The organism is Crocinitomicaceae bacterium (genome assembly GCA_016708105.1).
Taxonomy (GTDB): Bacteria; Bacteroidota; Bacteroidia; order Flavobacteriales_D; family Crocinitomicaceae; genus JADJGJ01.
The window spans coordinates 2062313-2075469 of record JADJGJ010000001.1 but is presented as its reverse complement, the minus strand read 5'-3'; the positions used below and the strand labels follow the sequence as shown (position 1 = coordinate 2075469).

Sequence of the window (13157 nt, the reverse complement as noted above, 5' to 3'; positions counted from 1 at the left end):
TTTATGACACAAATTATAGTTGAAATGTATGTGTTCTGAAAATCAGAAAATTGAATTGTTTCAACTAGAAGAATTCATTTTTCACAATATCTTGCAATACAAAATGAATGATACTCCATTAATATCTATTTTAATGCCGGCCAGAAATGCTGAGAAATACATTCGAGAATGTCTTTTGTCAATTCAACCGCAATCATATCAGCATTTTGAATTAATTGTAGTGGATGATTTTTCAACTGACAATACGTATGATATAATCGGGAAATTTGCGCAAGATGATCATCGCATCATATTGTTGCAAAATAAAACCAAAGGAATTATACCAGCATTAAAACATGCGTTTGAAAACTCCAAAGGTGAATTCATCACCCGCATGGATGCGGATGATTTGATGCCGCAAAATAAACTGGAACTTTTGCTTGAAGTGGCTAGGCAAAACAAAAAATATATTGCAACGGGCTTTGTTTCATATTTTTCTGAAGCACCCATCACTGAGGGTTACCAAAGATATGAAGCATGGATAAATTCCCTGATTAATCATGAAGACTATATTGCCAATATATATCGTGAATGTATTATTGCTTCTCCAAATTGGATGGTAAACAGGGCTTGCTTTGATCAAGATATTTGTTGGGATGAAATTCAGTATCCTGAAGATTATGATTTAGTTTTTCAATGGCATTGTCATGGTTATATTTTTAAACATTGCAACCAGCTCACTCATTTATGGAGAGAGCATGAGTCAAGAACATCACACCACGATAATAACTACCAGCAGGAAAGTTTTTTTACCTTAAAAACTATTTACTTTATTCAAAATGAATGCAGCAAGAATTCAACACAAATTCAATTGATTGGGAAAGGCAAAAAAGGAAAATTAGTAAGCAGGATTTTAACTGAACAAAATAGGTCATTCATTTGGTATGAATTTCAAGATAAAGCGGAGTCAACGGTGCTATCAGTTCACCAACTACAAGCTGACATGCCTGCTATTCTCACCAATTGGCCACGAGAAGTTGAAAAACAAAAAGAAATTCTTGATTTTCTCAAGTCTAAAAATTTAATTCCTGGTAAAAATCTTTGGGTATTCTAAATTTACTTATCTCGTAAGAGTACACTAACTGATTTGCTTTTTATACCATTCATCTTCAGTGTAAATTTATGCTCACCTGAATAATGTTTGCGCGTACTCAAATCAGCAAATGAATGTGATTTTGTAATAGATATTTGCTCACCTTTTTTAAGTGTTTTTTCTCCCAACTGAAATACTTTTATTCCATGACTTTTATTTTTTTTGGGAAACTCTACCTCATATTCCAGTCTGATGCGGCCATTTTTATTTGCAATCAATTCTGTGTGCAAAATTATTTTACTTCCAATCTCAATATCAATATCTGACAAGGTGAAACTTTTGACAAGAGGCAGTTTGGTTTCATCAAATCCTATTATCTGCATGGCGGTTTGATTTCCCTTTTTCAATAGGGTACGCAAGGCGTGCTTCACTACTTTATTTGTTGTGTCAGAATTTCCGTACCATTTTTTTGCAATGTTCAAGATAAGATCAGGATGATGTTTTGAAATATCATTGAGATTATTTGCCACACTGCGATAAACATAATCAGATGAATCATTTTTCAATTTTTCAAGAATTGGTAAAACAGGAATTGGGTTTTCCACAAAAACCTGAAGCCTCATTCCCCACGGCAATAATGGACGGCACCCTTCTGAAGCTAGTCTGCGTACATGATGATTTTCATGATCTGTCCATCGATGCATTTGACCCATTGTTTCAGGATAGGATACTATGAAAGGCCGAATTGCAAATTCTGCCGTAGAGAACGGTGTGAAAAATTCCAGTGCATCAATGGAAGTTTTGTAATCATTTAATCCATTTTTTTCTACAAAATCAGGAAAAATTGTTCCGCAAAAACCGTTAACATGCGGAGCCACTTCTTTCAAAATATGAATTTGTTTTTTATATGAAACCGGCAATGCATCAGACATAGCCTGACTGATTGCCCTAACCCGCTGCTTTAATTCAAGTGATGAATAGTTTGAATTCAGGATAGATTTCTGAAATGTTTTTTGGTTAAAATCTTTGCTGACGGAAACAAATTTTTTCTCAAGTGAATTTAAAAATGAACGTGAGAACATATCACGTAATGCCTCAGCCATAGTTATACTAATTGAGTAACGAATGAAGTATAGTGATCTTGATTTTCATCAGTTGGTTTTTGATGAAAAAGTCCGTAAAAGCATGATCCGCTTCCGGTCATGCTCACGTAGTAAGCACCTTGCTGAAGTAGATTTTCGCGAACGTTGCCAAGTGTCGGAAACAATTCAATTGCACCGGCCTCGAAATCATTTTGAAAAAACCAGAATGGATCTTGCGATGCATCTCTGTCAAAAGGTTTTCTTTTTAAAGCATTTTTATTTAATTGTTCAAACGCAGTTTTTGTATTGATATGAATGCCTGGATAGACAAGTTTGATCCATTTGCCTGCAAGTGAGAATTGAATGGGTGAAATTATTTCGCCGCGTCCGGTTACTTTGCACGCAACATTCTGAATAAAAAAAGGACAATCACTTCCAAGTGTTGCAGCCAATTGTTGAAGTTGAGTTGTATCCAAGTTAAGTTCAAACAAATCATTTAAAAGACGCAATGCAAACGCCCCATCTGCTGAGCCACCACCAAGACCAGCACCCATGGGTATTACCTTGTGTAAAAATATGTGAACAGGTGGCAATCCATGTTTCTCTTTCAATATCTCGTATGCTTTGACTACGAGATTGTTTTTAGTAGCACCTTCAATACACAATCCTGAAGGAAAAAATTCAAACGAATTTGATGGAACAATTTCAAGAATATCACACCAATTTACCGGATAGAAAATACTTTCAATATTATGATAACCATCAGCCCGTTTGTCTTTGACACTCAAACCAATATTAATTTTAGCATTAGGGAAGCAAATCATACTATATAAAGTGCTAATATACATTGAAATTAAACCGGATATGCGCACTCATGAAAAAGTTCTAACTTTGTACCCCTCATTAAATAATACAATATGGCAACGTATTTACCTTTTGAAGAACCTATACATCAGATTGAAGAAGAGATTCAAAAAGCAAAAGATATTGAATCAAACAGTGGAGTTGATACCTCTAAAATGGTGAAGGATCTTGAGAAAAAGTTAAAAGAAACTACCAAAGAAATATTTGAATCGCTTACTCCGTGGCAAAGAGTTCAGTTATCAAGACATCCTGAACGGCCATACACCTTGCAGTACATCAACACCATTACGGACAATACATTTATTGAATTGCACGGTGACCGCAGCGTGAGAGATGACAAGGCAATGGTTGGAGGTTTTGGACAAATTGACGGGCAAACTGTTATGTTTGTTGGACAGCAAAAAGGAGTGAATTTAAAAATGCGTCAGTACCGCAATTTCGGTATGCCAAATCCTGAAGGATACCGCAAAGCATTGCGTCTTTTTAAATTGGCTGAAAAATTTAATAAACCTATTGTCACTTTTATTGATACACCCGGAGCATACCCCGGTTTAGAAGCCGAGGAACGAGGACAGGGTGAGGCAATTGCCCGCAATATTTATGAAATGATGAAATTGCGCGTACCGGTAATTTGTGTTATTCTTGGTGAAGGTGCTTCTGGAGGAGCATTAGGCATTGGCGTTGGTGATAAAGTAATGATGCTTGAAAATTCATGGTACTCTGTAATTTCACCTGAAAATTGTTCAACCATTTTATGGCGTTCATGGGATTTTAAAGAGAAAGCGGCAGAAGCCTTGAAACTCACATCAACGGATATGAAAGATTTGAAGTTGGTAGATGAAGTGATCAAAGAACCAATCGGCGGTGCTCACCGTTATCATGATGAGGCTATCCTAAATGTGAAAAAGGCAATTCAAAAAGCACTTGAAAAATTAGTGCCAATGGATGCTGAAGATCGCTGCAAAAAGCGCATTGATAAATTCTGCAAAATGGGCGTTTACAACAGTAAATAAAGTTTGTATTCTTTGATTATTACTGCATGATTGGATCGGATTTTGAGAAAATCCATTTTGAACTTCTCGGATTAAATTTAGTTGAACCTACGGCATTTGTCACTAACATAATAATGGCATTGGTAGCTTTATTTATCTTATTCAGAATTTCAAGTATAAAATCAAATTTGGCATTTTACACGTATTGGAAATGGTTTTTTGGTTTGCTTGGATTTGGTGCAATTGGCGGTGCAATTGGCCATACTTTTTATTTCTATTTTGGTGTTGCGGGCAAATTACCAACTTGGCTCATTGGACCGCTTGCCGTGTATTGTCTTGAACAGGCCATGATTTCAAATTATCCTATCCAAAATAAAATGCATGTATTGAAGTGGCTTACTAAAATAAAAATGATGCTTGTATATAGCCTTTTTTTCTTGATCTATTTTGTTGTGCCAATATCCGATAAAACAACTGTTCCGTTTTTACCTATTGCATTGAATACTATGCTTGGTGTGTTTTTGTTTACCGGATTACTTGCAAAATATTATGCCGTGAATTTAAGTAATGCATTTAGGTACTTTTATTTTGGTGTTTTGTTGACTATACCTATTGCGTTTATTTTCCTATTAAAAATCAATTTGAATCCTTGGTTTGATAAAAATGATTTGAGCCATGTGTTGATGACCATCGGAATCATTTTCTTTTATGTCGGGATAAAAAAGGTATCACAAGCTGTGCCTGGTTTTAAATCACGTTAATTTCCTTTGTACCTTTATCAAAATTATTGTCAGATGATTTATTCATTCAACGGATATATACCGGTAGTTCATGAAAGTTCTTTCGTACATCCGCAAGCTGTAGTTACAGGTAATGTAATTATTGGTCGTGATGTCTATATTGGACCCGGTGCTGCATTGCGCGGCGATTGGGGGCAAATTATTATTGAAGACGGTTGTAATGTGCAGGAAAATTGCACGGTACACATGTTTCCCGGCGTTACTGTTCTTCTAAAAAAATCTGCGCACATCGGTCATGGTGCAATTATTCACGGTGCAACTATTGGTGAAAATTCTATGGTAGGAATGAATGCCGTTTTAATGGATGATGTTGTGGTTGGCAATGAGTGCATCATTGGTGCGCTTGCTTTTGTGTCTGCAAAAATGATTATTCCTGATAGAAGTGTTGTGGTTGGAAATCCTGCTAAAATCATCAAACAAGTTTCTGATGAAATGATTGGTTGGAAAACGGAAGGGACCAAATGGTATCAGCGTTTACCTAAGGATTGTCATGAATCTTTAAAACCTTGTGAACCACTGCGTGAACCTGAACCCAACAGACTAAAACAGGATTCATCTTTTAAACATTGGAAAAATCGTTAACCCGTTTTCGTTTTTAGTTTTTTTTATAGCGCCATTGCGCATTTCTATTTCAGCTTAATTATTCATAACTTTGATAGGCTATGGCTAAAAAGCTAATCGTTTGTTTTTGCTTCTGGTGCTTTGGTTTATACATCTATGCACAAGTCAACATGACTCAGTTGGGTTATCTTGATATTCCTACTTTGCATGATACCGGTTTGAATGGAATTTGGGGATACACTGATGAAACCGGAAAAGAATACGCCTTGGTAGGAACAGAAGATGGTGTTTCTATTGTTGATATCAGCCTGCCATCATCGCCAATAGAGATTGTTTTTATACCGGGTGAAAATTCTATTTGGCGAGAAATTAAAACGAATGGTGATTATGCTTATGTAACAACTGAAGCTGATGAAGGTTTGCTGATCATTGATTTGTCTCCGCTTCCATCAAGTACCGTTTTACCAACAAATTATTATGTTGGCCCAGCAGGAAATGAATGGAATACAGCGCACTCACTTTATGCTGACAACGGGTATGTTTACATCAACGGATCAGGTAGAGGAAATGGCGGATTAATTATTTTAGATGTCACAACTGACCCCATGAATCCTATTGAGTTGGGTGAATTTGACATGTGGTACGTGCATGATTGTTATGTGCGTGATGACACCGCTTATCTTGCGCATATCTATGATGGATTTTTTAGTATTCTTGATATTACTGATAAATCAAATCCAGTTTTTTTAGGTTCTGCAATTACACCCACAAATTTCAGTCATAATATCTGGACATCGGATGATGGAAATTTTGCTTTCACAACAGATGAAGTTTCAGGCGGATTCATTGGTGCTTTTGATGTGTCAAATCCTGCTGCCATTCAATATTTGGATAAAATTCAATCATCACCCGGCAACGGAATTGTTCCACATAACGCTCACGTGATTGGTGATTATCTGGTAACATCATACTATGCTGATGGAGTAGTTATTCATGACATCACCTATCCGTATAATTTAATTCAGGTTGGTAACCATGACACAAATCCGCATGAGCTTATGAATACATCCGGTTGTTGGGGTGTGTATCCTTATTTTCCATCGGGTAATATAATTGCCAGTGATCGTGAAGAAGGCTTATTTATTTTTGCGCCCAACTACCAACCCGGTGCTTATCTTGAAGGAAATATCACAGAGCTGGGTACCGGTAATCCAATTAACAATGTTTCAGTTAGTGTTGAAAATGAAAACATCAGTGATTTGTCAGGAATATTTGGTGATTACGCAACCGGCATTGCAACAGCAGGAACGTATGATGTAACCTACTTTAAAGTACTTTATTATCCGCAGACAATTTCAACATCATTCACTAACGGAGTAGTAGAATTGCAAGATGTGGTACTTGAAAAAATTCCACAGTTTAGCCAAACCATTCAGGTACTTGATGCAGGCACACTCAATCCGATTGTTGGTTGTCAAGTGAAATTGCAACACACGTATATTTCTCATGAAGGTATTACAAATGCTTCAGGTCAGGTTTCTTTGGGTTTATATTATCAAGATAATTATGATTTGGTTGCAGGTAAATGGGGATATGTTTCAAATTGTTTTATTGATACGCTGATCACTTCTTCTACAGGGATTATAACCATATTGATTGATGAAGGATATTATGATGATTTTAGTTTTGACTACGGTTGGTTGAGTGCAGGTGATGCAGCAAAAGGTTTTTGGGAACGTGAAATTCCGGTTGGTGTGGCAGGCAATTCAGGCATCGTGCAAAATCCATATTCTGATGTGGGTTGGGATTGTGGCGACTTCGCTTACCTCACAGGCAATGGATCGGCATCATCCAATACAGATGAAGTGAATGGAGGCGAGGTGGTATTGATTTCTCCCGTTTTTGATTTGAGTTCTTATACTGATCCTCATCTAAACTTTACAAGTTGGTTTTACAATCAATATGGCTTGTTAACGGTGAATGATACATTAAATATTTATCTCTTTGATGGTGTTGATATGGTTTTGATTTCGCAGAAATATGCGGGCAACTCGCTAATGAGTCAATGGGTTCCTAATTCAATTCGTGTACTGGATTTTATGCCCCTATCATCTGCTGTGCAAATTATTTTGACTATTCGTGATGATTATGCAAGTGAAAATATTACTGAAGCCGGATTAGATAATTTTTCTATCACAAATTTTTCACTCGCTGCTATTTCAGATGAAGAGTTGAACGATGACATTACTATTTATCCAAATCCAACCACAGGAGAATTCACTGTGAATGGATTGACTGCAGGTAAACTAGTACTTTGTGATGTTTCAGGTCGGGTGATTGCTGAACAATCAATTGCTGATGTGCAGGGCTTGTATAATTTCAGCCCCGGAATTTATTTTGTAGTGATTTACGATCAGCATAATCAGTATATAACAACTAAAAAAATCTATATTGAATGAAATATTTCTCACTTGTATTTATAGCCTTGGCATTTGCTTGCGGCAATAATTCATCTCAAAACAATCAGGATCTTACACCCAATGATTCCATCCATGCTTTGCCCGTGAGTGAGCAGCGCCTTAGCGCCGTTGATTTTAATAATGAAATGACCTTGATGCAAGAAGGAATTCTTGATCAGGTTGATGTCCTTTTTAAATCTGATTCTACCAATGTTGACATCAATTTAGAAAACACTTTGTTTGAAATTGAATTGAATTTAGAAAGTTTATCCAACATGAAATTTCCTGAGCACGGAGAAGCATTTCTAACCTCTATGCAAAAATTACTTTTATTTTATCAGAAAGAATTAACCGGTTCGTTTAGTGAAATTGCTCAACTGCTGAAAAAAACAACCTGGACAAAAGCCGATGAAAAAAAAGTTGAAGACTATGATGTCAATTTTGTAAAAATGGAAAAAGCCTGGTTTGATACTGTGATGATTGAGCAAGATAAATTTGCAAAGGAGAGTAATATTAGATTGGAGTAAGGCTGAAAATGCAGCTTGGCTATCGCTGCTCTGATTGGTAGTTGGTTGTGTTGCCATAAATTATTGATTTTGATACCCCCATTCTTTAATTCAGCCAAACATTCCTTTTTGTAAAGAAGCAACATTGATTTTCAATCAATAGAACATATTTGGAACGTTCCGTCATGTATTTCTATATTTTAAATCTCATTACGCACTCTTCTACGATCAATTCGAAAGAGCAGTTAACTGTGAATTTTCACTCCAATTATAAGCTCCATAGGAGCGAAATCATCATAGCTCCATAGGAGCGAAATCATCATAGCTCCATAGGAGCGAAATTATCATAGCTCCATAGGAGCGAAATCATCATAGCTCCATAGGAGCGAAATCATCATAGCTCCATAGGAGCGAAATCATCATAGCTCCATAGGAGCGAAATCATCATAGCTCCATAGGAGCGAAATTATTCAATCCATTCAAACAAATATTTGTCATCATATTCTGTATTAAATTTTTGTAACAATTCCAAGTATTCATTTTTAAATGTTTTCTTCTGATGATGTTGTTCTTGGTTATTAATATATGCAATAATATTATCTAATTGAGATTGAGAATATGAGAATGCGCCAAATCCTTCTTGCCATTGAAATTTAACTTTAACAAATCCATTTTCGTTAATCCATTTTGATGAATTTGTCTTAATGTCACGAACTAGATCAGAAATAGCAATATTGGGTTTTATACTAACTAATATATGTATGTGATCCGCAACCCCGCCTATGGCGTATACTTTTTGTTCTTTACCGTTAACAATACCGCATATATATTTATGTAATTCGTCTTTCCAGTTTTTTTGAATCAGATTTTGTCTTCCCTTTACTGAGAATACAATTTGTAAATAAATTTGGGTATATGTGTTTGCCATTGCTTTTTTGTCGCCCCGCTGGGGCTATTATTATTTCGCCCCGCTGGGGCTATTATTATTTCGCCCCGCTGGGGCTTGCTTCAATAATTTTAATGTGCTCACTTTGTTTCAATTTTGTTCGTCTCATCTTCAAATAATTTTCTTTTTTCAGACAGTTAAAATTAGTTTTTCGATTGGCAGTATTAGATCAAAATAAAAAATGTCTCTTTTGAATGTTGAGACATCATTTGGTGCTGGTGATAAACAATTGCATGGAATTGGGAAAGGTCGTCGAATGGATCAAACTACTCCATCTTCACTCTCTCCATGAAAATTATTCTGCAATTTTTTTGCCATGGTAGAAATCAATGTGTCGCTGGCATCAAACGCTTGTTTACCTTTTATAGCGTCAGAAGTTTCATAGTAAGATGTCTCATCAATTACTTTGAAATTATTAAAGTATTTGGCTGATATATACTTTAACAAATCAACAACACGGCAATGGGTTTCAAATCCGGCATAATGGGTTTTGGTTGATAGCATACGCATTGCTTCATATTGTTCAGGATCATGTGAATCTCTCACCATTTCAAAATACCACGGATTACACATGCGCCCATCGCAAGTAAACGTGAGCATAACTGGCTCACAATCTGCCGGAGAAAAAACAATGCCATAAATATCACTTGATGGGGAGAAGGCGGTAAAAGTGCCTTGCTCAAAAGTGTGACTGAACTTTTTAAATTTCCACTTATTCACTTCTGAGATATCTGCAACCTCATTCACAAATTCAGCTAGCTTGGTTGCATCATTAAATTCTCCTTTATAGTGAATGCTTATTCCCATCTCGCGCAATTTAGTTTTATTACTTTTCCTCATCGTTCAATTTGGTTCCGGTGGTGTCAATGTAAAACCACTGATCACTCTCCCATTTTATCATTTCAAATTCAATGCTTTCAGTGCATTCAAAACTTACCATGGCAGTTCCGTTTTCAAAAGGATAAGCGCAAGCGTATTGTGGTTCAATTGCTATGCTTCCATCTTCTCGTGCGAAACCAATTTTATTTTCTTTTACAATTCTGAAATATCCTTCTTGCAGGTAATCAGGCCCGTTGTCATAAGGGAATACTTCATACATTTCTTTACCTTGTAAATCTAACGCGATAAATGCTTTTTTGTTCGCATCATACACGGTACCAAAAGTTTTAATGGTGTCAGTAAATGCCTCAGCATATTTTCCAGCTGGCACAATGGTATCACCTTTTTCATTTAGCATGAGCAGTTGATCTTGATTGTCGTAGACGCTCACCAGGCAAGGGTAATCACAAAGTGGTTCTGATGTTTCAGGTGGCATTTGATTTTCAGTTTGCCCTGAATTGCCGGAGCAACCAGAAATAATAGTAATAACGCAAACTAAACCTGCGATCACCTGGATGGAATAATTTTTTCTATTTTTCATTATCTGCCTTTATAAACGTATGCACCTGACGCATCTGCTTTCACGGCATCAAGGCCTGCTTTTGCTTCTTCTCGGGTTGCATAAGATCTCAGTGAAACCATGTACAAACCGTTTGATTGTTTTCCAAGATTGGTGGCATCATATCCTTTTTCACGCATCTTTTTTACATAATTATCTGCATTGGTTTCACTTGAAAAGCAGTTACCGATAATATGATAAGATCCACTGGAAGAATGATTGGTTTGTGTTGTAGTTTCGTGTTCTGTAGATTGCGTTTCAATTTCGGTTTCTGTTTCAATTTCTGTTTCAGATTCAGTTTCTGTCATCAGTGTATCTTCTGCAATAACTTCTGTGTGTAGATCTGTTGTTGTGGAATCATGCGCAGTAGTGGTTTCTGCATGCGTGCTGTCATTACCATCATGGTTAACACCTGTATGAAGGAAGGCATTTATATCATCTCTGAAATGCCAGCCCGCATATCCACCACCACCCAGAATGATGATGATGATAATCCACATCAAAGTACGTTTTTTCTTTTTTGGTTTTTTCTCTCCTACGGGTTGATTTTTTATTTTTTGTGGTTTGTCTTTTCTGAATTTCTCTTTGACAGATTCTTTTTTTGGTTCTTCTTTTTTATCTGATTTACCTTTATCTGTTGTATTAGTTTTAACCGGTTCTGCTTCTACCTTCTTGGTGTTTTCTGTTGTTGTCTCTATCGGTTTTTCAGGGGTGGTTTGCGCGGGTTTTGGATCTGCTTTTTTATCTTCTGCAGGTTTGAAAACATTTTTCTCTTGTAATGGTTCTTTTTTACTTGCGGTGGCCAGGGGAATATTTTTTGAAATATCTGCTTTAACTGATTCAATTTTTTTGTTGGCAATTTCGTCAGACTTTTTTTCTAAGTCATCAACTTTATCTGCAGGTACAAAAATATTTTTCTCTTGTTTGATAGGAATTTCTTTCTCAATATGAGTTTTTATTTCTTCTTTTTTTACTTCAGAATCAGCTTGCTTTTTTAAATCCGCTTCACTTGTGTTTAAGGTGTCAGAAAGTGTTTTTGTCTGCTCTGTAGTAGTTGGAATCACTTTACTTTCTGCAATTTTTTCAACCACAGTATTTTTGATTTCTTCTTTTTTCTCAGTAGGAGTTGGCTCAGTTTTTTTCTCAGTAGGTTCTCCATCTTTTTTCAACGTTGCTAATGAAGCCTGATCTTGACTGAAAACAATGTCTCCGTTTTTATCTTTTTGAAATTTTCCTAATTGAAAAATGCCAAACTCATTTCCTTTCGCAATTTCTGCTTCAATTTCTCTGACAAATTTTGCAATTTGATTTTGCGCATTTTGCTGATCAATGCCTTCTTTTTCGGCAATATATTTTGCTAGGGCACCATCATTGAATTTGAGTAACGCATTAAATACAACAGAACCATTTTTGTTACTGGTAATCATCAAGGAGCCAAACCCCGGAATAATAACTGAGGTCTGAAGTTTGAGAAGTTCAATAATATATTTGTTCATAGGATTCCTCGAAAATTAGGGGTTAGATTGACCTAAAATAATGAAATCCTATTGAATGACGAAGAAATCAGAGGATTTCTTTCAGCAAAAAAGATTGATCCATGCGCACGCCCTTGTCTGTATTGATTAGTGTGCAGCATTCATTTTCATAGTCATGCTCAAAAAAGAGGATCATTTTTTCATCAGCCGCTTTTTGAAGAAATTTTCCTTTTTCTTCCAGCGTGATGAGCGGACGGGTATCATAGCCCATTACATAGGGCAGCGGAATGTGCCCAACGCTTGGCAAGAGATCAGCCATGAAAATAATTTGTTTTCCTTTATAGTGAAGTACAGGTAACATCATGGAGTCAGTATGACCATCAACAAAAAGTAAATCCATATCAGGTAAAAATCCTTTTGTATAGTCACTTTGACGGTTGGCAAATTTTAATTGTCCGCTCTCTTCAATGGGAAAAATATTTTCTTTCAAAAAAGAAGCGCGCTCTCTGGCATTTGGTTCTGTTGCCCATTTCCAATGTCGCTCACTGCTCCAATAAGTTGCATTTTTGAAAACCGGTCTGAATTGATTTTCTGCATTGCGTGCAATAGCTCCTCCACAATGATCAAAATGCAAATGTGTTAATATCACATCTGTTATGTCATCCATAGAGAAACCTGCTTTTTCAATGCTGTTCTTCAAGGTTTCATTTCCATGAAGATAATAGTGGCTGAAAAATTTTTCAGTTTGTTTATCACCAATACCGGTATCAATCAAGATGAGTTGATTTCCGTTTTCAACTAAAAGACATCTCAGGCTCCAACCGCACATATTATTTTCGTCCGCAGGATTTGTTTTCTGCCAAATGCTTTTAGGTACCACTCCAAACATAGCGCCTCCGTCTAGTTTGAATTTTCCGGTTTCAATGGGGTAAAGATTCATGGTGTTTTGAATTGGTTGAGCG

General features: G+C 36.3%; 13 protein-coding genes. 6 read left to right on the top strand and 7 right to left on the bottom strand.

Annotated features, from left to right (window positions below; all coding sequences use genetic code 11):
- Positions 1-28 precede the first annotated feature (28 nt).
- Positions 29-1093: a glycosyltransferase family 2 protein gene (locus IPH66_09125; protein MBK7129510.1), complete on the top strand. Its 1065-nt coding sequence runs from the start codon at positions 29-31 to the stop codon at positions 1091-1093.
- 2 nt (positions 1094-1095) lie between these two features.
- Here the strand turns inward: IPH66_09125 and IPH66_09120 are convergent, their stop codons facing one another.
- Both IPH66_09120 and IPH66_09115 read right to left on the bottom strand, forming a co-directional pair.
- Entirely contained in the window at positions 1096-2175 is a 1080-nt protein-coding gene (locus IPH66_09120) for a DNA alkylation repair protein (GenBank protein MBK7129509.1), read from the bottom strand.
- 2 nt (positions 2176-2177) lie between these two features.
- Positions 2178-2978, bottom strand: coding sequence for a 4-(cytidine 5'-diphospho)-2-C-methyl-D-erythritol kinase (locus tag IPH66_09115; protein MBK7129508.1), 801 nt, complete (start codon positions 2976-2978; stop codon positions 2178-2180).
- A 93-nt stretch (positions 2979-3071) separates the two neighbouring features.
- Here IPH66_09115 and IPH66_09110 point away from each other — a divergent pair, with 93 nt between their 5' ends.
- From IPH66_09110 to IPH66_09090, 5 genes are all read left to right on the top strand, one after another.
- The gene (locus IPH66_09110; GenBank protein MBK7129507.1) at positions 3072-4031 is read left to right on the top strand and encodes an acetyl-CoA carboxylase carboxyltransferase subunit alpha; all 960 of its coding nucleotides are present in this window, start codon (positions 3072-3074) and stop codon (positions 4029-4031) included.
- Between the two features lie 26 nt (positions 4032-4057).
- Positions 4058-4771 carry a hypothetical protein gene (locus tag IPH66_09105; protein MBK7129506.1) on the top strand — a complete coding sequence of 238 codons (714 nt, stop codon included), beginning with the start codon at positions 4058-4060 and terminating at the stop codon, positions 4769-4771.
- 33 nt (positions 4772-4804) lie between these two features.
- Positions 4805-5392, top strand: a complete 588-nt coding sequence (locus tag IPH66_09100; protein ID MBK7129505.1) for a transferase hexapeptide repeat family protein — start codon at positions 4805-4807, stop codon at positions 5390-5392.
- Between the two features lie 80 nt (positions 5393-5472).
- On the top strand, positions 5473-7830 hold the full coding sequence (locus tag IPH66_09095; protein MBK7129504.1) for a choice-of-anchor B family protein: 2358 nt from the start codon (positions 5473-5475) through the stop codon (positions 7828-7830).
- Complete coding sequence (locus tag IPH66_09090; protein ID MBK7129503.1) at positions 7827-8357, top strand: hypothetical protein; 531 nt, start codon at positions 7827-7829, stop codon at positions 8355-8357. The genes IPH66_09095 and IPH66_09090 overlap by 4 nt, the downstream gene beginning before the upstream one ends.
- Positions 8358-8802: 445 nt before the next feature.
- On the opposite strand, the gene tnpA is transcribed toward IPH66_09090, so the two are convergent.
- The 5 genes from tnpA to IPH66_09065 form a co-directional block, all read right to left on the bottom strand.
- Positions 8803-9264 (bottom strand): IS200/IS605 family transposase, encoded by a 462-nt coding sequence (gene tnpA / locus IPH66_09085; GenBank protein ID MBK7129502.1) that lies wholly within the window; start codon positions 9262-9264, stop codon positions 8803-8805.
- A gap of 279 nt (positions 9265-9543) precedes the next feature.
- Positions 9544-10089, bottom strand: coding sequence for a hypothetical protein (locus IPH66_09080; protein ID MBK7129501.1), 546 nt, complete (start codon positions 10087-10089; stop codon positions 9544-9546).
- Between the two features lie 19 nt (positions 10090-10108).
- Complete coding sequence (locus IPH66_09075; protein MBK7129500.1) at positions 10109-10702, bottom strand: hypothetical protein; 594 nt, start codon at positions 10700-10702, stop codon at positions 10109-10111.
- Positions 10702-12216 carry an SPOR domain-containing protein gene (locus IPH66_09070; GenBank protein ID MBK7129499.1) on the bottom strand — a complete coding sequence of 505 codons (1515 nt, stop codon included), beginning with the start codon at positions 12214-12216 and terminating at the stop codon, positions 10702-10704. Before IPH66_09070 ends, IPH66_09075 begins: the two co-directional genes overlap by 1 nt.
- Before the next feature lie 67 nt (positions 12217-12283).
- Positions 12284-13135: an MBL fold metallo-hydrolase gene (locus tag IPH66_09065; GenBank protein ID MBK7129498.1), complete on the bottom strand. Its 852-nt coding sequence runs from the start codon at positions 13133-13135 to the stop codon at positions 12284-12286.
- Positions 13136-13157: the final 22 nt, after the last annotated feature.

Coding starts and splice junctions, on each gene's coding strand:
- IPH66_09100 (MBK7129505.1), top strand. CDS start 4,805: ATGATTTATTCATTCAACGGATATATACCGGTAGTTCATGAAAGTTCT.
- IPH66_09075 (MBK7129500.1), bottom strand. CDS start 10,702: ATGAAAAATAGAAAAAATTATTCCATCCAGGTGATCGCAGGTTTAGTT.
- IPH66_09110 (MBK7129507.1), top strand. CDS start 3,072: ATGGCAACGTATTTACCTTTTGAAGAACCTATACATCAGATTGAAGAA.
- IPH66_09105 (MBK7129506.1), top strand. CDS start 4,058: ATGATTGGATCGGATTTTGAGAAAATCCATTTTGAACTTCTCGGATTA.
- IPH66_09120 (MBK7129509.1), bottom strand. CDS start 2,175: ATGGCTGAGGCATTACGTGATATGTTCTCACGTTCATTTTTAAATTCA.
- IPH66_09065 (MBK7129498.1), bottom strand. CDS start 13,135: ATGAATCTTTACCCCATTGAAACCGGAAAATTCAAACTAGACGGAGGC.
- IPH66_09095 (MBK7129504.1), top strand. CDS start 5,473: ATGGCTAAAAAGCTAATCGTTTGTTTTTGCTTCTGGTGCTTTGGTTTA.
- IPH66_09090 (MBK7129503.1), top strand. CDS start 7,827: ATGAAATATTTCTCACTTGTATTTATAGCCTTGGCATTTGCTTGCGGC.
- IPH66_09070 (MBK7129499.1), bottom strand. CDS start 12,216: ATGAACAAATATATTATTGAACTTCTCAAACTTCAGACCTCAGTTATT.
- IPH66_09125 (MBK7129510.1), top strand. CDS start 29: ATGTGTTCTGAAAATCAGAAAATTGAATTGTTTCAACTAGAAGAATTC.
- tnpA (MBK7129502.1), bottom strand. CDS start 9,264: ATGGCAAACACATATACCCAAATTTATTTACAAATTGTATTCTCAGTA.
- IPH66_09080 (MBK7129501.1), bottom strand. CDS start 10,089: ATGGGAATAAGCATTCACTATAAAGGAGAATTTAATGATGCAACCAAG.
- IPH66_09115 (MBK7129508.1), bottom strand. CDS start 2,978: ATGATTTGCTTCCCTAATGCTAAAATTAATATTGGTTTGAGTGTCAAA.